The organism is Paenibacillus sp. cl130, from assembly GCF_900116035.1.
Classification (GTDB): Bacteria; Bacillota; Bacilli; order Paenibacillales; family Paenibacillaceae; genus Paenibacillus; species Paenibacillus polymyxa_B.
The window spans coordinates 433371-455156 of sequence record NZ_FOYG01000002.1; the positions used below are offsets into that span (position 1 = coordinate 433371).

The window sequence follows — 21786 nt, forward strand, 5'->3', positions numbered from 1 at the left end:
TTTAATCAAAATTTAATGAAAGTTTTCCGAAAATGATGTATAATTATTGACATAACAAAACGCACGAGGTGATCATCATGGCATTATTAAACAGAGTTCATGAATTAAAATTGCAACTGCCTAACGAGCATCATAGCATTTCCCAATACGTGGAGCATGCATTGCATTCGATTGACAGTTTTGTGGAGCAACATCGTCAATTTATAGCCGCTCAGGCTCTATATGGTGAAAAAATCAATGGTACGGAAGAAAGACTGTTCCGAGACACAATTTCTGAGATTAAAGCCCAACTGGTAGCTACTTTGGAAAAGACAGTTGAAGACTTCGCACACAAAGGCGATAAGCACTGGAAAAATCATTATCAGGACGGCGTAGAATAAGCTGAAAATAACCCCCGGTCTTTGGACCGGGGGTTATTTTGTATAAGTGGATGTGGCAATATACGTAGACTATTTTAACACTCTGGCCGATGTCGCTACAGTCTTACCACCATAGACTACTTTGATACTGGAACTTCCGGTATCAATCGCCTTCACCTGACCGCCAGTAACTTGTACGATCGACGGTTTGGAAGATGTCCATACCGCTGAGCTTGTCACATTGGTAGTAGCGCCTGAATCATAAACTGCATTCACACTAAGCACTTGAGAGGAGCCTTTAGGCAGCTTCAGGTTTTTATTGCTCAATACCAGTTTGAGCAGCTTAGGTGTGACCTTGATCTCAACGTTAAACGACTTATCCTGATATGTGCCCGTAATTGTTGCTGTTCCAATTCCAACGGCTTTAATGGAAGAGCCTTTTACGATCGCTACGGAAGCATTCGATGATGTCCATTTCACTTTACTGCTCAGCGTAGCTTTTTTACCATCCGTATATATGCCGATGACTTTGATGGACTTACTTCCTTTCAAATTCATATCAGCACTCGAAAAGCTTGGTGTCAATGTAGAAATGGCTCCTTCCACAATGACAGGTACTTTCACATATTTGTTCATATACATAGCCTTGATTCCAGAGTTACCGCCATTTACCGCTTTTACTTTACCATTTGCTACTGTAACTGCGGCTGTTGTACCTACCCAGCTTACCTGATTGGTAACATCCAGGATTCCGCCACCAGCCATGTGTGCTTTTACTGTCGGAATACTTGCTTCTTGGCCTGCAACCAATACATATTTTTTCTCAGAAGCGGTCAGCTTGAGCACTTTGTATTGCACAGTCACTGGAATATCCAGTTTGAGTGCACCTACCGTTGCTGTCAATGTTGCACTGCCTGGGTTCACTGCAATCAGCTTACCATTTGCTATTTTAACTGCACTTTCACTGCTTAAGCTCCATTTTACATCGGATTGAACTGCTTTTTTAGCCCCATTGACCAAATAAGCAGATATACTCGGAAGAGAAGTTTTGCCTCCTGTTTCGAGAGTCAGACTGGCTTTGCTTGAAACCAGTTTTTCAACCGTCGGAAGTACATTAATCTTCAGAGTCTTGCTCAAACCGTGATAGGACGCTGTAATCGTCGAATTGCCTGCATCCATCGGTGTGATTTTACCTTGCTCGACTGTGGCAACCAACGGATTGGAGGAAGTCCATTCTGCCGTGTTGGTCACATCTGTCTTGCCGCCAGTCAGGTTGACATCGGTTGCACTAACCTGAATTGGGGAGCTACCCAGAAAGACCGATTTGGACCCAGTTGCATTCAATACTAATGCCTGAGAAGAAGAACGCACATACACAATCGTTTGTGCTTTGAGTTCATCTTTGCTTGCTTTAATGTAAGTCACGCCTTTGGCAAGTGGACGAACCAGACCATCTTCAACGGTAGCAACAGCCGCATTCGAAGAAGTCCATTCGACACCGGATACATTTTCCGTCCCACCTCCAGTAAGTACACCTTGAGCAGTCAATTGCTTTGATTCTCCACCAATCGTCAAATTAATGGGACTAGACGGATTTAATTGCAGCTTGCTGTAAGGCGATTTTACTGTAATCGTTGTACTTACCGTTTGCTGCTCATATGTGGCAACAATCTTAATCTGCCCTTTTGACACAGGAGTAATGAGTCCCTTATCTACCTTTAAAATGCTTGAATCCCCAGAGATCCATTCTGCTTTTTGTGTAACATCTTCTTTGCCCTTTTCTGTCAATGACCACACTTTTAATTGAGCGGGGCTTCCACCCAGATTCAATGTAGTCGGATTTTGACTGTCCCACTGTACCGTGGAAGTCGTGCTCTCCTCAGCCCGGATCAAACCCGCTGGCCATGCTGCAAATACAAACATCAGCAAAGCAAGTAAGAAGGTACTCCGTTTGCTCATACGTTTCATACGCTCCATTCGTTTCTCTCCCTTAGTTTCATCTCTATAAAATAGGATATAATTAACAATCCCATTACTTTTATCGGTTAGCAGCTAACTAAATTGAACCCTTCATCAAAAAAAGGTGAATAATTACAGTTAAAGTTCTCCACGTAGTGACCTTACTACAAACAAATGCTCTTCTTTAGATAAGGTTTGTCCATCTTCAAGAATTACATCGTGTGCCGAGTGGCTAACCAGCTTTACATTATAAGCAATCAGCTGATCCTCTCTCCAAATCGTCACCGCCGACTGAAAATGAATGGCATTATCAAACTGTAACGGAACGCTCATTACATAACCGATAGCGTTCAGCTTCGCCGGATGGCGGCTTCTACGTTCACGCCCCGGAGGAAGCATGGTAATATGCGTAATATTTTCAAAAGGAATAGCCAGCATTTTCGGGCCTAAAATAACACACTTTCGTATATCATCCCATTTTTCAAGCGTGCCGCGCACCTTCTGGGTATGACCGTTGTTGCCGTGATATAAAATGACCTGACGTCCCTTCCACTGACGCATGTCCTCACCTCCAGTGCTAGCGGTTAGGAATCTCCCACCGAATAGGCTCCATTCCATGCTCCTGCAAAAATGCATTGGTACGCGAAAAAGGCTTGCTGCCAAAAAAGCCTCTGTGAGCCGCCAATGGACTTGGATGAACGGATTTCAGCACCAAATGCTTGCTGGTATTCACGAAGCTTGCTTTTTTCTGAGCATGGCTCCCCCACAAAATAAACACTGCTGGCTGCTCGCGTTCATTAATCGCTTCAATGACAGCATCCGTGAAACGTTCCCAACCTATTCCCTGGTGAGATTGCGGTTGTCCTTCACGCACGGTTAACACGTTGTTTAGCAGCAGCACACCTTGCTCAGCCCAAGGCACGAGGTATCCCTGATTCGGAATGGGAGTGCCGATATCATCGCGAAGCTCCTTGTATATATTTAGTAGAGATGGCGGTGTTCGCACACCAGGTCTAACAGAAAAGCTCAAACCGTGAGCTTGTCCCTCTCCATGATATGGATCCTGTCCCAATATAACCGCTTTGGTCAGATGAAATGGCGTTAATTTAAGTGCGGAAAACAAGTCTTCTTTTGGAGGATATACCTTATGTAACTTGTACTCTCTGGCTAACGTATACCTTAATTCATTAAAGTATGGCTTCTCGACCTCTTCTCGTAGTACATCATCCCAGTCATTCCCAAACATACCCCTGTCTCCTCTCAATATGTAGATCTGTGAAAACGGTAAGCTTTTTGATCCAAAAAAATAAGCTGAACTCCTCATCCGGAGCCAGCTTATTTATTCGTTACCTGTGTTATATGCCGAAGGACCAGGAAAATATCCTTACGGTAATCAGCTACCGCAGGTCTAAATTCGATTTCCTTATTATAACATTAACGATAATGATGTCAAGTAACTGAAAGCTTAATTCCCTCAGAAGAAAAGCTCTTAATTGCTGTATTTATGACGATTTTGTATGAGCATTCAGGTATTCCAATGCATTATATAACATAACAGCAGCTTCGGCACGTGTAATCTCGCTTTTTGGATGAAACTTTTCATTTGCATCCAAGGTATTGACCTTGTAGACTAGCGAGCGTTGAATGCTACCTTGGTAAGAAGGCTCCAGTTCGCTGTCATCCGCAATATTCGCAGGTGCGATTTTAATCATCGGAAGAGCGCCTGCTTTTTCCATGCCCTGAATCAGCATGTGGGTGAACTCTTCCTTAGTCAGGGTTTTTGAAGGAACGATATCTTTTGGAATCTCTACGCCATTATAATGCGCGTTGATAAAGGCTTCGGCATACCATGCAGTATCCTTAACATGGGTAAACAGTCCGCTGGCCTGTGGCGCCTTATTAAAATCAATAGCGGCCAAACTGAGCTGGAGTCCGCCGGAGATCAACTGAATGCCCTGGGCAGCGGTCACTTTAGATGACGGGAGAAACTGCGTGTCAGAGGCACCTTTGAGCAGACCCTGATCTTTAAGGGATATAATTTTTTCTTTGCCGCTTACGTTGTCCAAATCCTTGAATTGACGGTCTGCCGCAGACATTTGACCTCCAACGGAGAAGGACAAAATGGCTACAGTTGTAATGGCTGCAAATGCACTTTTTCTCATGTTCATGTCAAGTTCCACCTTGTAGTTGAATTAGGCCGCCTGGCCATTAACAACCTCTTTGACGTAGTTCAGGATGGAAAGGTTGCAAGCGATATCTAACAGAGATTTGGATGAAGATTGCCCGAACGCTCAATTCTTATCTTTCACGCCAATCACGATGACATCCCCCTCAAAATTATGCATATCAATAACCGTTACATTGCCCTGAAACGCTACCGAAGCTGCTGCAAATCGGCGGTATTCCAGGTCGATAATCGTAAAGTGATATTCTCTGAGATCGGCGTCTAGCTTCAGGACCGTGTTCACCGGCACATAAATAGCAATTTTTTCGAAGCCTCTGGTTGAGGCAACTCGAATCTCTTCCGTGTTTTTAAGTACTATGTTCCAAGGCTGCAAATCTACCAGTCCGTACATCTGGAACAGCCACTTCGCGAATCCATAATCCCACGCTCCCTCAAATTTAAGGGCAGCCTGCCATTCATAGGGGCTATCAAAACCTTCCCCGGTAACTCCAAAGCGTTTCCCTTTTTTGTGCCAGCTCCATATTCCATGTGCTCCGTAGGTTACGCCGGCTTCCGCACCGGACAAAAGACTTTGCCATGCAGCTTTACGCACGTCGGCACGGCCGAAACGACCGTATTCTCTCCGGCTGTATCCCATCATCTCGTAGCAAGGTTCCGAGTTTAGCACAGGCCGTGTTACCCGCTTGTTGTAGAAGTCCAACGCCAAGGTGTAGGCCTTGGACTGAAACTGCGAATTGTGACCTGATTGGTACATGTAAAAGTCCAAATTAGGATCGTTAATGAACTCATCCGGCAGATCCGCCAGTCTCCCCTGAATGTGGAGAGTAGTCAAACACTCCGGACTATGTGTCTTCACAACGTGAAGTGTGGTGCGGTAATACTCGTTCGCTCGCTCTGACGGGAAGTCGGTATCCCCGCTCACAATATAGATAGGGTGATACTTTGAGAATCGGTCTGCCGCGTAACGCACATACGGTTCTACCGCCTCCAGAGGCATCTTTTTCTCATCACGAAGCTTGGCCGCCCATGTATCCGGGATATAATTGCACCAAAGCAAAACAAGCGCGGGTACAAATCCCTTGCTCACCGCCATCTCGACCATTGTCTCCGCCCTGTCAAAATAGTCTGGATTCAGCGAATAAAAATCGTAGCTCCCGTCCTCAATCCGTTCGAACGGTTCGTAATCCAAATCACTGCCGCTGGCATCCCACTGCCGCAGCAAATTGATTTGCAGAACATTAAACCCCTGGCTACTTCTGTAGTCAAGATAATCAGCCCATTCCTCCAGTGAGATGTTGGTAAATGCGCTCCAGACGGTATCCGCCAGATAGAAAAATGGAACTCCTTCATTGACAAAGTAACGTTTATTCTCCGCTATGCCAAGCTTTATCATATGGCATCCCCCTTATTGCTGTAATGACAGAAAACGGCGAACAGTTCGCCGCTTTCCCTTTTATTGCTCATTTATGAAGTAACGATACTAGCTTGGGCTCCAGCCGTTCCCTCCTGCTCTGACTTCTCCTGTGCTTCGCGTTCCCTGTTCAACGCTTGTTTATCAAGCGTTCTAAAGAACGGATAGTAAATCAGCATACAAACGGGAATGAGCAAAAGCTGTGCAACTGCAAGTCTCCAGCTCCCCTCAATAAAGCCCAGAGCAAAAATCGGAGTGCCAAATGCCGGGTAAATTCCGATGGGCGCAGGCAGCAAGCCCGCAGTTGTTGCAAAATAACCGAGGACGGCGCAGACGATAGGAGAACTGATAAACGGAATAGCCAGGAGCGGATTCAAAACAACTGGAATTCCGAAATTGAGTGGCTCGTGAATCGAGAAGAAAGTCCCCGGAAGGCCGAGCTTGCCAATCGTGCGTAATTGCTTGCTCTTGGCCAAGAAGACCAGCAGGAGAGCGAAGCCCAGCATCGGCGCATAGTTTGAGAAGATATACCAGAAAGCCAGCCCGATAATGTTCGGTAGCGGAGCTCCCGCCTGGAAAGCGTCGAGATTGGCAAGATCCAGGCTCATCCAGATCGGTTTGACGATGGCAAGCGTTACGATTGCACCGTGGATTCCGAACATCCAGAGCACCTGCATAATGATGAGGGCGACAATCATAGCCCCCAGTGATCCACCCAGTCCTTCCAGTGGCACTTGCAGATAGGTATAAATAAACTCATGGACCGTACCGAATGACGTATGCATGAATAGACCGGAAACGATAACGAATATCATAGCTACGAGTATCGCCGGAATTAATCCTGAGAATGTTTTGACAACGGTAGGCGGTACTCCTTCGGGCATTTTAATGGTCCAGTTGCGATCGACAATCCAGATATACAATCGGGAAGCGAGCAAGCCAACCAACATGGCGACAAACAAACCCTGCGCACCGAGCCACTGAAGTGGAAGCGCCCGGACTTTATCGAATGTTTGGATCGGCGTCAAAATAAGAAACGAGAGCAGTGCCGTTGCTGCGGGAACCAGTGGGTCCTTGTCAAAAGATTGCGCCAGTCTGTAGGCAATGAAGAAGACTGCATAGAGGGCGACGATGCCAGTTGTCATCGTCGATCCTAATCCGATAATACCCTTGATGGGTGCGATGAGGTTCTGGTAAGGCTCCCAGGCAAGTGCGGAGAAAAGCGTCGAAAATGCTCCAATAATCAAAAAAGGAAGGGTGGACATCAGTCCATTTGATATAGCGCTCATATAGCGATTTTGCTGAATTTTCCCAGCGTATCTTTGCAATTTATGCGATAGTTTTTTTTCGTTAGCCATATTCCTTCAACTCCTGTTTTAGAGTTTCATCTGTTGAACAATAATCTAGAGAGCGCTTCCATTTGAGGAAATCATATTTTTGTACCAATGGAAGCTGTTCTTGCGAATCCGCCGCAATTGTCTCAGGTTGAACTCATCCCGGTCAACATAGACGAATCCGTAACGTTTGCTTACTCCCTGGTGGGTGCTGACCAGATCAATTGCGGACCAAGGACAATAACCAAACAGCTCCACCCCGTCCGTAATAGCCAGCTGGCATTGCTCGATATGCTTGCGCAAGTAATCGATGCGGTAATCATCTCTTACAACATCGCCCTCTTCCAAGGAATCAAAAGCCCCCAGTCCATTCTCGGTAATGATCAGCGGTAGCTGGTAGCGGTCATAGATCTTCCTAAGAGTAACACGCAGGCCTGCCGGATCAATTCCCCAGCCGAACTCCGTTCGCTCCAGGTACTCATTTCCACTCCCAGCAAAAACACCCACTTCTCCAACTGAGATTTGCTGATCTCCCATCCCGCCTTTTTCTACCGAATTCTGGGTACTGGCTTTGACCGTTGCAGAGCTGTAATAATTAAAAGCGATAAAGTCTGGCTTCGCGGCGGCCAGAATGCTCATATCCCCTTCTTGAATCTCAGGCGTATAGCCTTTTTCCTCGAAGTAACTCCAGACCAGCGTATTGTAACGGCCAAACACCGCCATATCAAGGTATAACCAATTGCGGATTGCGTTGAAGTTATCAGCCGCCAGCACATCTTCCGGACGCGAAGACGCTGGATATACGCACGAGATGTTAGGGGCCGGTGCCACTTTAGCTTCAGGTAACATTTCTTTGCACAGAATCATCGCCCTGGCTTGAGCCAGAAGCATATGATGATTTTGCTGATACAATTCCTTTTTTGGATTCTTCAGGTTCGGGTCCAACGTTCCCAAAGCGGAACCGTGCAAAATCATCATGTTTTGTTCGTTAATAGTTAACCAATATTTCACCCGGTCCCCAAAGTGTTCGAACAATGTCTTCGCATACGTTTCAAATGCGTTGATTGTACTACGGTTCGACCATCCGCCTTCTTTTTCCAAAGCTGCCGGAAGATCAAAATGATACATGGTCACGATCGGTTCGATCCCGTATTTTAATAACTCATCAATTAAATGGTTGTAAAACTGTATGCCTTTCGGATTCAATTCCCCTGTTCCCTGCGGATAAATGCGGGTCCAGGCCACCGAGAAGCGATAAGCCTTAAAGCCCATTTCCGCCAGTAAGGCAATGTCTTCCTTATAGTGATGGTAATGATCGCTTGCCACCTTATAATCAGTGATCTCTTCCCGGGGTGGACGGGTGTCAATAACAGACGGCCCTTTTCCGTCCTCGTTCCATGCTCCTTCAAACTGATAGGACGAGGTCGATCCACCCCATAGAAAATTGGAATCAAACGCTTTCAATTTATGATATTTCATTTAACACCTCCAATGAAAAAGTGTTGATCTATATGTACAGACGATTATAGATTTAAGGCTTCGGCAAGTACTTTTTCACCATTCATCATGCCATAATCCATTCTGTCGATTACGCTTACCTTGATGCCTTTAGGCTCGTATTTGGTTTTAAAATCGTCTTCCAAGTAGCCAACCTGCGGTCCTATCAGCAATACGTCCGTTTTGTCCGCATACTCTTTAAAAGAGCTTTCGGAAGTAGCTCTGATTTCAACCTCAACATTTTGAGCCTGTGCAGCCTTCTGCATCTTTTGTACCAACATACTTGTAGACATTCCTGCTGCGCATACAAGCGTAATTTGTTTCATTGGTTATTCCTCCCCGATAATGGTGTGATGGATACTGTTGCTTCGTAACGGTTCAATCTGCTGTAAAGTTCCACGATATGTCTCGCCAGATCCTTGGTCGTAATGGCAGACATGAGATGGTCTTGTGCATGCACCATTAGCAGTGTCACTTCATGAGCTGTCCCACCCGCTTCCTGCTGGATCAGTCGCGTCTGCGATTTATGCGCTTGGACCAGCTCGTTCTTGCATTCTTCAAGACATTCTGCTGCCTGCTCCGCATTACCCTTCTCGGCAAAGCTGATAGCTTCCATAGCTTTACTCTTCGCAATACCCGAATTTGTTATAAGTCCCATTATGATTTCCTGATACTCATCCATTGAATTCACCTCATGCATTTCATCTCTTTAGCTTACAGATTCAGTGTATACGATTCTTGCCGACTTCTAAACGCAACCCTTTTCCACTAGAAGCGGAAATGCTTACAATGGAAAAAAATAGAGAAGCTCTGCACGATGCTTGTTCAAAATCCAAGCAGATGTCGTGCAGAGCTTTATTTTAATACAGTTTATGTTTGACAATAATTTGAGCAAAATCCCCGTAGGTTTTGCATTCCAGCATTTGCTGGATAATATCCGAGTCGTCGAGTAGTCCCATCAGATGCTTATACATTTTCGCCGGAGGCTCGTCGCCGTTTTTGTTAATACTGAGCAGGCAGACGAACTGCACGGGCTTGCCGGACCAATCTATGGGAGATTTCAGTGTACAGACCGCCCATACCGTCCGGTTGCTTTGCGGAATAATAGGATGAGGAATGGCTATCAGATTTCCGTAAGCCGTAGGAGCAGCATTTTCCCTTTCCATCACCAATCCGATGAATCCCTCGGAAGAGCGGATCAATCCGGAAGCATGCATTCTTTCTCCCAAAAAAGTAATAACCTCTTCTTTTGTAGTAAAGTTATGTCTCAGAAATACAAGCTCTTCCATAATGTAGCGGAAAGTAAATTCGTTTTCATCCGTCAGCAGCTCTTCAATCTTATCGATGTCACCGCCGCCAAGCAGAGTCTGAACTACCACGACCGGAACGGATAATGTCTGCGGGATTGGAACTGTGCTTACCACAAAATCAATGCCATGCAAAGGAACCTGCTGCAACTTGTAATACTCGGTCGTGCCAGCAACCTCAAGCCTTTCACCGAACTTGCTACGTAGCTTGTAATACAGCAAGCGGGCACTTCCAACACCCGAAGTGCATACGACAAGGCAGCGTTTAGGTCTGTTGTTCATCTGCTGCCTTTCCATGGCGGCCCCGATATGAATCGCCAAATAACCCATTTCTGTCTCTGGTATGGTCAAATTCAGTTTGCTCTCGATTAACTTGGCACCTATGACCCCCGCCTGAAAAGCCAAAGGATAATTATTCTTCACATGATCCAGCATCGGATTACGGATATTCATCCTATATTTTACGCGGTTTAGCGCCGATTTCAGATGAAGACATATGCCCATTAACAGTTCTTGATCCCGGCTGATATTCAGGTTAAAGCCCCTGTCAATTTCAGCCAGCATTTCTCTGCCAAGCTCATAAATTCCCCGATCCAAGAGCTTCTGAGGCCCTGTCTCTTCTGTCTGTTGCTCCGTAACTCCCTCAAACCACTTGTTCCCGGCCAGATGCATGGCGATATAAGCAACCTCATCCTCCGGAAAGGTCAAATCCATTTGCTTTTCAATGTGGCTAACAATATGTTCAGCGGCTCGAAATTCCTCGGTAGCCCGAAAATCTTCCCTTTCATCGGAAAGCATCGCGACCCGGTTCCCATCGCGAATACGCTTGCAAGCTATAGCGATATGAATGGACAGGTTGTTGAAGGCAACATCCGACAAAGTGACCCCGTGGTTCTGGATTTGCTCCAGAATAATACCTCGAATGAGTGTCATTTCCCAAGGGGTAACCATTCTCGATGCGGCCTCCACGCCCCCAGCCCTTTCTTCTTCAGAACGGTTGACGATGAATTCAGACATGCAGAAACGTAAGCGAACCTCGTCGCCCCTCAGCTTGACACCGTAATTCGGGCGCTTATCAATGCCGATTCCGTAAGCCTGTAGCATATGCTTAACCTCTTTGAAATCATTTTGTACGGTGGATTTGCTAATGTATAACTCATCCGCCAACTCTTCGAGCTTCAAATAATTTTCTGTAAGCAGGAGGCGCGAGATTAAATAACGCTGTCGGTATTCAGGAGAATTGGGATCATCCGGTTCGTTATACAGGAACAACTGCTGTAGGAGCGTACGAAAGCTGCGGTCGTCCGTGATTTTCAGTTCATACCCCCTTGAACGAACAGGCTGAATCGATGCTCCATGCTTGGCCAGAAATTCATCCAGTTCTCTGATATCGCTACGTACGGTACGTGAAGTAACCTGGATCAACTTTGCCAGATGCTCGCTGTTGACAGGAGTGTCCGCAGCCAGCAAATGCTGTAGAATCGAAACCATTCGCGTATTCATTCAAGGTGACCCCCCGTTCTTTTGTCAAAATCTATCCTCTACTCAGGCCTGCTCGGTTAGCTCGCCTTTAGGTACGAAAGTGGCAGGAGCAGCACAGGAATTGCGCTCTACAAATTTCGTATCCACTGTGATTTTTGCTGTAACCTGCGTTCCCTGCTCAATAGTATCGGTCAGGAGATCGACAGCCAGAACGGCCATTCTTTCTTTTTCTACATGAATGGTCGTTAGCTCCGGCGTAACAATGACCGATTCCGTAATGTTGTCAAAGCCGATAATTGAAGTATCCTGCGGCACCCGGATGCCAAGCTCGCTCATGGTCTTCATAGCGCTGATAGCAATATAGTCGCATTCGCAGAACCAGGCCGTCGGCAAAGTTTTCCCGCTCTCCAGATAAACGGTTAACTGCCGATTCAGATCCTCCTGCGAAGTAAGAATGGTTGGCGCTACAGCCAGCATTTGTGCCTCCGGAATCTTCAGCCCCCGTTCCATGAGTGCCGCCAAAAATCCGCGTTTACGTTCCTCAAAATTATGAATTCGTACATTTGAAGCAATATAACCGATTGAGGTATGACCCATGTCGCATAAATAAGCTCCTGCCTGATAAGCACCCATAACATTATTAATCTGGATAAATTGTACGGGAAGCGTATCAAAGCAGGTATCCAGCACAATCAGATTCGGCAGCTTGCCATGAATATCACTGATCTGCTCACGGGTCAGATTGGTTCCCAGAACAATGGTGCCTGCACTGCGTTTCTCCTCTGCAACCATCTGGATATCCCTCTGGAAAAATTCTACGTCGACCGTCGAGAAGATCAACGAATACCCTTTTTGTCGGCAACGTTCCTCAATAAACTGGATTAATTCTTTAAAAAATGGCTGTTGATAGTATTCCTCAAGGACAATGCCCGAATTTGTACACACGAGAAAAAGCAAGGACTTATCACTTCTTGAAGCCGTTATCGTCTTGCTTTTGGGACTGTATCCTGCCTCGTGGGCTACCTGGAGAATACGTTCACGCGTATCCGGGCCAATACCCGGCTTGCCGCTGAAGGCCAGTGAAACAGCTGATTTGGATACGTTGGCCAGCTTGGCAATGTCTTCCATTTTCATGCCCTAATTCTCCATTCTAAATAAGATGAACACAGCAGTGAAGTGAATAAATGAAGTTTACACCGATTTGAGATGCGATGCAATAATTAGCTGAATTTATTTATATTTGTTTAGTTATTTTTTTAGTTTTTATAACTAAATATCACTAAATAATTAATTGACACCGTTTTAATTCGATGTTACTATGGCCTCGATATAGAAATAGTCATTGAATTTAGTTTTTACAACTAAACTAATTTGGTTTTGTTTAGTTTATTTATTCTATTTTGTTCAGCAAATGTTGTTTATTCAAGTACAGAGGAGACATGATCATGAAGAAATTAAAGTTGGGTTATGCTCCGACGCGCCGATTTACGTTCAGCGCCGACGATGCCTTTAAGTACAAAGTGGAAATTCGCAAGAAAATTGAGAGTTTTGGCATGGATATCGACATTGTAGACCTGGAGGGCCTTAATGAGGAAGGCTTGCTGTATGACGACCATATAAACGCGGATTTAATTGCAAAGCGATTCAAAGAAGAAGAAGTCGACGCTGTTTTTTTCCCACATTGCAACTTTGGTACAGAAGATACTGTAGCTCGTGTAGGCAAGGCGCTCGGCAAGCCTGTCCTGCTGTGGGGACCGCGGGATGAAGCGCCGCTTGCGGACGGCATGCGCCTTCGCGACACCCAATGCGGTATTTTCGCCACAGGTAAAGTGCTGCGAAGATTCAACGTTCCCTTCACCTATGTAACGAACAGTTGGGTGAATGATCCGGTTTTCGAAAGAGGCTTTACCAACTTTGTGGCGGCTGCCAACGTCGTGCGCCAATTCAAGAGCTTACGCATTCTCCAGATTGGCCCCCGCCCCGCTTCATTCTGGACGATGATGTGCAATGAAGGCGAACTGCTGGAACGCTTCGGCATTGAGATTCATCCCATTACCATTGTCGACATTCAGCTTAGAACCAAAAAAATCGCCTCCAGCAATAGCTCAGAGCTTCTGGAAACGATGGATTACATTAAAGAAAAACTCGATTACAGTGAAGTGACCGAAGATGATGTAAGACGGATAGCCGCTTTAAAGGTCGCCATGAAATCCTTCGCCCGTGAGACGGGAAGCAGCGCTATCGCAATTCAGTGCTGGTCCTCTTTGCAGGATGCCATATCTATTATGCCGTGTCTGGCCAATGCAATCCTGACTGACGAACAAATTCCGGTTACTTGTGAAACAGATATCCATGGAGCCATTACTTCCATTATGGTGCAGGCTGCCTCCATGAACACATTGCCAACCTTCTTCGCAGATATTACTGTTCGACATCCTGAGAATGATAACGGCGAACTTCTCTTCCACTGTGGCAATTTCCCGGTCTCGCTCTCCGTAGAGAACAAACCGAAGTTACGCAAACATTTTCTCTTCGACGACCATTCTCCCGGAACTCATGAAGGCGAAATCCGCGGTGGCGGTATGACCATTGCCCGATTTGACGGCGACCACGGTGAGTACTCCATGTTCCTCGGGCGTGCCCGGGGTATTGAAGGTCCTTATACCCGCGGCTCCTACGTATGGGTGGAAGTAAACGATTGGCCGCTGTGGGAGGAAAAACTCGTAAAAGGGCCTTACGTCCATCATTCCGTAGGTATCCACGCCAATGTGATCCCGGCCATTTATGAGGCCTGCAATTATATACCCGGCCTGACGCCTGATCCGGTCGATCCCACGGAACAGGAAATTCAAAGCTGGCTTAGAGGATCCGATCTCGCCCGTAATAAGCGCCCGAACCTTCACGTTTGAGACGTCTAAAGCGACAAAGCCCATCCCTATAATACCTATCTTGAGGAGGACATTATGGAAATCCAGGAACTGAAAGTAAAAGCCGCACAAATCCGCATGGACCTGCTAACCATCATTCACCGCGCCAAAACGGGACATACGGGGGGATCGCTGAGCAATACAGACATTTTAACGGCTTTATATTATGAAATCATGAACGTTGACCCTGCTAATCCAAAATGGGATGACCGTGATCGCTTTATCGCCAGCAAAGGGCATTCCGTAGAATCTCTATGGTGTATTCTGGCCGACCGGGGCTTTTTCCCAAAAGAAGAGCTGGAGACCTATAGCCAGTTCGGCACCCGACTCATTGGCCACCCGAACAACAAGGTTCCAGGGATTGAAATGAACACCGGGGCCCTCGGCCACGGCCTGCCCATTTCCGTAGGCATGGCACTAGCTGCCAAGCGGGATGACCGTCCTTACCGTGTATTTTGTTTAATGGGAGACGGCGAACAGGCCGAAGGCTCCAACTGGGAAGCCGCTATGGCAGGCTCTCATTATAAGCTGGATAACCTGATCGGCATTATCGACCGCAACCGACTCCAGATCAGCGGTGCTACCGAAGAAGTCATGGGACTGGAGCCGCTGGAAGAGAAGTGGACTGCCTTCGGCTGGAACGTCGTCTCTATCAACGGCAACAATATGGAAGAATTGCTTAAGGCATTCAGGTCCGCCCCTGAAGTAGCCGGAAAGCCAACGTTAATTATGGCCAATACCACCAAGGGCAAAGGCGTATCGTTCGCCGAAAATGTCCCGGCATGGCATCACCATGTGCCTAATGATAAAGAGTTGGAGCTGGCTCTCACAGAGCTAAAGGCAACGATCGAAGAATTGACGCAGAAAGGGCAGGTGCATTAAGCATGAATAAAATTCCTAATCGCCAAGTAATCTGTGACACACTGCTGGAGTTGGCCAAAGACGACCGTGATATCATGGTACTGGCCAGCGATTCGCGCGGTTCTGCTGCAATGGCTCCCTTTGCCAATACGTTCCCGCAGCAGTTCGTCGAGGTCGGCATTGCCGAACAGAATATCGTAGGCATGTCTGCAGGCCTGGCCCACAGCGGCAAAAAACCGTTTGTGACTTCACCAGCCTGCTTCCTCAGTATGCGCAGTATTGAACAAGTCAAAGTTGACGTTGCTTATTCGCGGACAAATGTGAAGCTCATCGGCATTAGCGGAGGCGTTAGCTACGGGGCGCTTGGCATGTCACACCACTCCGTGCAAGATATCGCAGTAGCTCGGGCAATTCCGGGACTGGCGATTGTCCTGCCTGCTGATCGTCACGAAACGAAGAAACTGACCGAAGCACTTGTAAAATATGACGGCGGCGTATACGTGCGAATCGGGCGTAATCCCGTTGAGGACGTTTACGAAACCGATGATTACCCATTCGAAATAGGCAAAGCTATAACTGTGAGAGAAGGCAACGACGTTACAATTATTGGTGTCGGTGAAACCGTGCGAATCGCACTCGATGCCGCCAAGGCACTCAACGACGAAGGCATATCCGCCCGGGTAATCAACATGCATACAATCAAGCCGCTGGATGAAGAGGCGATCATTACCGCTGCACGTGAAACTGGACGCATCATTACCGTTGAGGAACATAGCATTTACGGCGGTCTCGGCGCAGCCGTGGCAGAAGTTGTTGTGCAGAATCACCCGGTTCCTATGAGAGTGCTCGGCATCCCGGATGAGCCGGCGATTGCCGGTAAATCGGCGGAAGTTTTCCACCACTACGGCATTACGGGTGACAATATCAAACAAATTGCATTCGAATTGATTAATAAGTAGAGGGCGAAGCATATGGAGCACAATCAACAATATATATTGGCCATCGACCAGAGTACTTCAGGCACCAAAGCACTCCTTGTAGACCATCAGGGTACAGTAATCGCCCGCAGCGGGATGGAGCATAAGCAATATTACCCCCATCCCGGCTGGGTAGAGCATGATCCGCTCGAAATTTATGAAAATGTCAAAATAACGGCCCGCAGCGTATTGGAGCAAGCCTGCATCCACCCGTCCGCACTAGCTGCGCTGACAATCACCAATCAACGCGAAACGGCATTGGTGTGGGATAAGACGACTGGTCAGCCAATATATAATGCTGTTGTCTGGCAATGCCAACGTACGGCGGACCTGTGCGCCGAGCTGAAGCAAGCTGGCCACGAAAGAACCATCCACGCCAAAACAGGGCTTATGCTTGACCCTTATTTCTCCGCTGCCAAGTTCAAATGGATCATTGAACATACGGAAGGAGCTGCCAACCTGCTGGCTGAAGGGAGGCTACTTGCAGGGAACATGGACAGTTGGCTGGTCTGGAAGCTTACCGGCGGTAAAAACCATGCAACCGACTTTACAAATGCCAGCCGTACATCGCTGTTCAATATCCACACGCTGGAGTGGGATGAAGAGCTTGCCCAGCTGTTCTCCGTTCCTTCTTCCCTGCTGCCTGAGGTTAAACCATCCGACGCAATTTTCGGATATACGGCAGATTGCGACCTTTTCAATGAGAAAATACCGATTTCGGGCGTCATTGGGGATTCACAAGGGGCATTGTATGGGCATCTGTGTTTCAAGCCCGGAACAGCCAAAGCAACCTTTGGCACGGGTACCTCTGTATTAATGAACGTAGGGAATCATCCGGTGGATGGCGGTGACGGACTTGTAACCGCTATCGCCTGGGGGGCCGGCGGAACTGTTACGTATGCGCTTGAAGCCATCATCCGGACAACAGGCGACAGCATCAAATGGACGCAGGACAACTTAGGACTGTTCTCTACCTTTGAGGAAATGCAGCGCTTAGTCGAAAGCGTTCCTGCAAACGATGGCGTCTATCTTGTGCCTGCCTTTGTCGGAATGGGCGCTCCCTATTGGAATCCCTACGCCCGGGCGGCAATTATCGGTATGAACCGTGGAACTGGCAAAGGACACATCGTCCGGGCTGCGCTGGAGAGCATCGCTTACCAAGTACGGGACGCTATAGAGTTTATTCAGGAACAGTCCGGGATTGAGTTGGTCGGCCTGCGCACGGACGGCGGGGCTTCCTCCAACACTTGGCTGATGCAATTTCAGGCCGATATTCTGGGCAACCTTGTGACCCGATCCACATGTGCCGAGCTGTCGGCCATGGGTTCGGTCTATCTCGGTGGGCTCGGCACAGGCTTTTGGTCCGATCCAGAGCAAATCGCTTCCAATCTTAAAATGTATGAAGCATACGAACCAAAGATGGATGAGGCTACCAGAGAGAAATATTATACTGGCTGGCAGCGGGCTGTTCAGTCTGTATTGCAACAACAGCATGAATCTCCCGTTTTATAAATAATCTCTGTACTCCATTCCTCATATCTCCCCAATACAAACCAAACAAAAAGGGCCCTTGCTTTTACAAAGGCCCTTTTATTAAGTTACTCACTCGAACGATATAACTGACCCAACGCTTTTACAAACTCACGGGCTGCCGGGGTCGCTTCATCAAAAGAATGCGCGATAATTCCGATATCCCGCGAAATTTGGGGAATGATCTCTTTAACGATTAGTGTATGGGACACCGAGGAAAGCGTAAACTTCGATATAATGCCAATGCCCAACTTTTTTTGGACCATATGGACTAAGGTTTCAGCCGTTTGGACCGTGAGACTCTCCTGGAAAGGAATTTGATGCTCGTGCAAGGTGTTTAATACAGCAGATTCATGTCGGGACTGACCCCCGTTTGTGAGACAGGGATCAAAACACCTTTCAAGTTTAAGCAGCCAGTCGTCGGAAATTTACCGGCGACTGGTTATTTAGTTTCGCTTGAATCCGAATTGAGTTATAGTAGGTGATGTAGTCTCAAACGGTCTGTACAACGATTGCAGTCGTTGTACAGATGAGATCTTCGAGGTAGAACGTTTCAGACTTTAGTGTGGAATAAAACGATTCGATGGGGGCATTATCAGCGGGCGTTCCTTTACTGGACATGCTCATGGTCATGCCTTTTCCCTTTACTGCAGCTTGATAAGCCTGTGACGTATATACGCTTCCCTGGTCGCTATGGAGCAGCATGCTTGTCCGTTTTGGAAGTTGATTCAGTGTATCCAAAACCAAGGACGTATCTTGCTTGTCCGCTATACTGTAAGCCACAATCTCCCCGTTGTACAGGTCTAGAATGCTGGAGAAGTACAACATCTTTCCGCCAAACGGTAAATAGGTGATGTCCGTGACGAGCTTTTGCAGGGGCGCCTCTGCATGGAATTGCCGCTTCAGCAGATTTTCTGCTGGATGAGCGATCTGCCCAGTGGCCTTTCGTTTCTTCATCCTCACGCGGCACTGTAACCCCTCATGTTGCATCATCCGCTGAACTCGTTTGTGATTGATTCTTTGCTCTGCCCGAAGGAGTGCGGTGATTTTCCGGTAACCATACCGAAATTTATGACAGATGCAAAGCCCCGGGATTTTCTCCACCGTCGCATCTGTATGCTCTGTCCCCACAGCTGCTTTCCAACGGTAGTAGGTCGCTCTTGCGATTCCGAGCCATGTACAAGCCTCAGACACCGTCACTTCGTCTCGAATGGATTCGATCCAGGCAACGGCGACCTCTGGTTCCACCTCCTTTCCAGTTCCTTGTACTTTTTTAGCAGGTCCAATTGCTGCTTCAGGAACCGGTTCTCCGCTTTTACTTTTTCGAGCTCCGAAGAGTGTTCCGGACCTTTTCCGTAGCTGTATTGTTTACCCACAGGCTGTTCCAGACGATGCACTTCACCTTTTCGATACCACCTCATCCATGTTTTTAGCTGTGTTTTATTCCGTATTCTCAACTGCTCCATAACCTCTCTTACCGGGACTCTTGCCAATCTCATTTCAATAGCTTTCATCTTTATTTCTAAGGGGTAACTCACTCTCGTTGCCAACGTAAAAACACCTACAAGGTTATCTCCATATCTTACGACATGGTTCGATTCTCTTGAAGGTGTTTTGATTTGTCTCCCGTTATGGGGTCAGTCCCCTTCATGGATTGGAAGGTTCTTTTATCAGAAGTCATACAAGTTCTAAGATCCTTTTAATATAATACCTTCTCCAGACAGCGTGCCAATTCATCATCGGGAAGGGGCTTGCGATGCGTATTCTCCAGGTAGATATATTTCTCTGTTTCTGGCATTAAATATTGTTTGGACCACAGGAACATATCCGGACTGTCTCCCTGAAGACGAAGAAATCTCCGCACAGTGTCCGCATGAGAAATAGTGTTATCTAGATTGGTTAACCAATCTGCCCGGTAGAAATGCTCCCATCTTCCAGTTCCTGCGAGCGATAACGCTTCTTTACCCATCCGGTAGCTCCAAACGGCATGAGAAGCTTGTATAAATGCTCTTGGGTAATCTTTTTCAAGGAACAGCCCATAAGCGCTACATAAGCTTGCCAGTCCACGTGAACCACTCAGATGCAGTTCAATCTGCACAAGCAGTTGATTATACAGCCTGCGACATTCATCTTCAGGCAACTGCTTCATTATTCGTAGACACCGCTCTCGTAGTTCAACCCAATCCGGGATTGCCGACTCGGCTTTTTCCTTGAACCAGCGTACCTGTTCAGGAAAAGGCCTTTCTCCAGTAGCCCAGTACAGCCGTTCATCACTGCTTTCTTTGCCTTGTAGCCAATACCCCATAATTTGCCGAGCCGGATGGTGATAGAATTCCTCCCCTGCTCGATCATCCTTATGCGGGCCATAAACGATAGTGCAACGGGAATAATCCCGGTATAATTGGGAAATCTCTTGAAGCTGACTACTGTACAGCCGCCCGATAAAATCAGTAAGCTGCTCTTCGGTATCCACGTTACCATTCGTCCATAAATTTGCTACTAAATCCAGCGTATATACATGCGGCAAAATATTACCTGAATTGACCAGCAGATACTCGTCCGCCCCTGTAGTAAACGCTGCTGTTAATTCCTCTACAATCAAGCTGGCTGAGGAGGGAAATTGGGTTAGATGGTTCGACGCTTGCAAGTCGTGGAAGGTCACATGGTAATATACTCCATTCTTACCCCCATCCTGCGCCTCGGGCAATGCTGGTACACGATAATTGAGATTCCCATGGCGCCGAGATACCATTTTACCGTAACCATTGTCTGCCCATATTTTGATCACCCCTTCGGGTACTTCAATATGCCCCTGCTTGTATAACTCGGCAATCTCACCATACATCGCCATACAGCACACGGGCTGCTCCACAAATTCACAGATCATATTGTACTGCTTGCGAACCACATACGATATTAATTGTCCGCGTTTGTCCGGCGTATTAAAGGAAGGATCATCTTCCCAAAAAGGCTTGTCACCCTGCCCGCGAAAAGACAATACCCATACAATTTTCTCTTCCTTCTGCCGTTCAATCGCTTCCTGCCACAGCTGTTCAAACAACTCGGGATGCTCTCTGTAGCTAGCTTGTTTACCCGGAAAGGCGCGCAAAAACATTTCCGCCCCCAACGGCTCGGCATGATGATGTGTGATCCATAAGCCCATGTCTGCTGCAAGCTTATGATGGATACCTGTGCGTGGTAAATCGGTTCCGGGAATCACCATATTTCCACCGCACCGCAGTAACGCTTCAAAAACGGGCTGCCACACCTGCTCCGTTGGTGGATAATCTTCCTTCCAGCCAATCAAGCATACCTCATCATTGACAAACCATCCCCGATATCGGACCTTGGACGGTATACTGTCAACATTCTGACTTGGCAAAACGATGGTATCCCGCTTAGGCGGGAGAAGCTCCGCCCAGAACCAGAACGGCTCCACACCCAGAGCGAAACGGCTGTAATGAAGCAGTCCATAAATAATTCCTAATTCATCACGGCCAATAATATGGAGTACCGTTCCCTTGCTACCAGCAACAAAACGCAGACAATAGCCCTCTGGCCAATGCGGGCAGCTATCTCCTTCCTGCGCATAACGGATAATGATCGAGGGCTCTACTTCTGTTTGCAATGGCTTGCGGCCAAACACTTGCTTATGATCTCGCGCAATCATGTTCCAAGCGTGGGCAATTGGCACACTTTCATCGGTTTGAAGATTGTATCCGCTTTCAGATGAAATAGTTAGAGGTTCACAAGCTTTCATTTATTGTCATCTCCTATTTTTTTCAACTATGAGGATTCTTCTTCTCTTTATTTTATAGGTTGGCAACATACATATAAAGCTGTTCCAACGTAAATATAGCTTTTTTTCGGTAAATCACTTGAGAGTTGAAGCTTAATTCGAGAAAGAAAAAAGTAAGGAACAGGAGAGAAATAAGAAAGACTTGATTGCTACACTAA

At 47.0% G+C, this 21786-nt stretch carries 17 protein-coding genes and 2 pseudogenes; 5 read left to right on the top strand and 14 right to left on the bottom strand.

Annotation, left to right across the window (positions count from 1 at the left end):
- The first annotated feature begins 77 nt into the window (after window positions 1-77).
- Window positions 78-380, top strand: a complete 303-nt coding sequence (locus BM358_RS08385; protein WP_013310964.1) for a hypothetical protein — start codon at window positions 78-80, stop codon at window positions 378-380.
- A 69-nt stretch (window positions 381-449) separates the two neighbouring features.
- Here the strand turns inward: BM358_RS08385 and BM358_RS08390 are convergent, their stop codons facing one another.
- The 11 genes from BM358_RS08390 to BM358_RS08440 all read right to left on the bottom strand — a co-directional run bounded on the left by BM358_RS08390 (window position 450) and on the right by BM358_RS08440 (window position 12668).
- Window positions 450-2336: an Ig-like domain-containing protein gene (locus BM358_RS08390; protein WP_028540525.1), complete on the bottom strand. Its 1887-nt coding sequence runs from the start codon at window positions 2334-2336 to the stop codon at window positions 450-452.
- 120 nt (window positions 2337-2456) lie between these two features.
- A complete protein-coding gene (locus BM358_RS08395) occupies window positions 2457-2879 on the bottom strand; it encodes a hypothetical protein (RefSeq protein ID WP_023989366.1) in 423 nt (140 codons plus the stop codon).
- 16 nt (window positions 2880-2895) lie between these two features.
- Window positions 2896-3564 (bottom strand): uracil-DNA glycosylase, encoded by a 669-nt coding sequence (locus tag BM358_RS08400; RefSeq protein ID WP_013310967.1) that lies wholly within the window; start codon window positions 3562-3564, stop codon window positions 2896-2898.
- A 256-nt stretch (window positions 3565-3820) separates the two neighbouring features.
- Entirely contained in the window at window positions 3821-4486 is a 666-nt protein-coding gene (locus tag BM358_RS08405; RefSeq protein ID WP_028540524.1) for an S-layer homology domain-containing protein, read from the bottom strand.
- Window positions 4487-4609: 123 nt separating this feature from the next.
- Window positions 4610-5896 carry a glycoside hydrolase family 140 protein gene (locus tag BM358_RS08410; protein WP_028540523.1) on the bottom strand — a complete coding sequence of 429 codons (1287 nt, stop codon included), beginning with the start codon at window positions 5894-5896 and terminating at the stop codon, window positions 4610-4612.
- A 71-nt stretch (window positions 5897-5967) separates the two neighbouring features.
- Entirely contained in the window at window positions 5968-7272 is a 1305-nt protein-coding gene (locus BM358_RS08415) for a PTS sugar transporter subunit IIC (RefSeq protein WP_028540522.1), read from the bottom strand.
- Window positions 7273-7317: 45 nt separating this feature from the next.
- Window positions 7318-8727, bottom strand: coding sequence for a glycoside hydrolase family 1 protein (locus tag BM358_RS08420; protein ID WP_028540521.1), 1410 nt, complete (start codon window positions 8725-8727; stop codon window positions 7318-7320).
- Between the two features lie 44 nt (window positions 8728-8771).
- Window positions 8772-9071: a PTS sugar transporter subunit IIB gene (locus BM358_RS08425; protein ID WP_023989371.1), complete on the bottom strand. Its 300-nt coding sequence runs from the start codon at window positions 9069-9071 to the stop codon at window positions 8772-8774.
- Complete coding sequence (locus tag BM358_RS08430; protein WP_023989372.1) at window positions 9068-9427, bottom strand: PTS sugar transporter subunit IIA; 360 nt, start codon at window positions 9425-9427, stop codon at window positions 9068-9070. The genes BM358_RS08425 and BM358_RS08430 overlap by 4 nt, the downstream gene beginning before the upstream one ends.
- A gap of 178 nt (window positions 9428-9605) precedes the next feature.
- Window positions 9606-11555 (bottom strand): BglG family transcription antiterminator, encoded by a 1950-nt coding sequence (locus BM358_RS08435; RefSeq protein ID WP_028540520.1) that lies wholly within the window; start codon window positions 11553-11555, stop codon window positions 9606-9608.
- Between the two features lie 42 nt (window positions 11556-11597).
- Window positions 11598-12668: a LacI family DNA-binding transcriptional regulator gene (locus tag BM358_RS08440; protein ID WP_023989374.1), complete on the bottom strand. Its 1071-nt coding sequence runs from the start codon at window positions 12666-12668 to the stop codon at window positions 11598-11600.
- 311 nt (window positions 12669-12979) lie between these two features.
- On the opposite strand from BM358_RS08440, the gene BM358_RS08445 reads away from it, so the two are divergent.
- The 4 genes from BM358_RS08445 to glpK are packed head-to-tail and all read left to right on the top strand — an operon-like array spanning window position 12980 to window position 17811.
- On the top strand, window positions 12980-14443 hold the full coding sequence (locus BM358_RS08445) for an L-fucose/L-arabinose isomerase family protein (RefSeq protein ID WP_023989375.1): 1464 nt from the start codon (window positions 12980-12982) through the stop codon (window positions 14441-14443).
- Window positions 14444-14497: 54 nt separating this feature from the next.
- Window positions 14498-15343 (top strand): transketolase, encoded by an 846-nt coding sequence (locus BM358_RS08450; protein WP_023989376.1) that lies wholly within the window; start codon window positions 14498-14500, stop codon window positions 15341-15343.
- A 2-nt stretch (window positions 15344-15345) separates the two neighbouring features.
- Window positions 15346-16281, top strand: a complete 936-nt coding sequence (locus tag BM358_RS08455) for a transketolase family protein (RefSeq protein ID WP_023989377.1) — start codon at window positions 15346-15348, stop codon at window positions 16279-16281.
- 12 nt (window positions 16282-16293) lie between these two features.
- A complete protein-coding gene (gene glpK / locus BM358_RS08460) occupies window positions 16294-17811 on the top strand; it encodes a glycerol kinase GlpK (RefSeq protein ID WP_028540519.1) in 1518 nt (505 codons plus the stop codon).
- Window positions 17812-17897: 86 nt separating this feature from the next.
- On the opposite strand, the pseudogene BM358_RS08465 reads toward glpK, so the two are convergent.
- The 3 genes and pseudogenes from BM358_RS08465 to BM358_RS08475 all read right to left on the bottom strand — a co-directional run.
- Window positions 17898-18185: pseudogene (locus tag BM358_RS08465) on the bottom strand (LysR substrate-binding domain-containing protein); the annotation flags it as partial.
- Between the two features lie 49 nt (window positions 18186-18234).
- Window positions 18235-19379: pseudogene (locus BM358_RS08470) on the bottom strand (IS3 family transposase).
- Window positions 19380-19528: 149 nt separating this feature from the next.
- Window positions 19529-21589, bottom strand: a complete 2061-nt coding sequence (locus BM358_RS08475; protein ID WP_028540515.1) for a glycosyl hydrolase 115 family protein — start codon at window positions 21587-21589, stop codon at window positions 19529-19531.
- Window positions 21590-21786 lie beyond the last annotated feature (197 nt).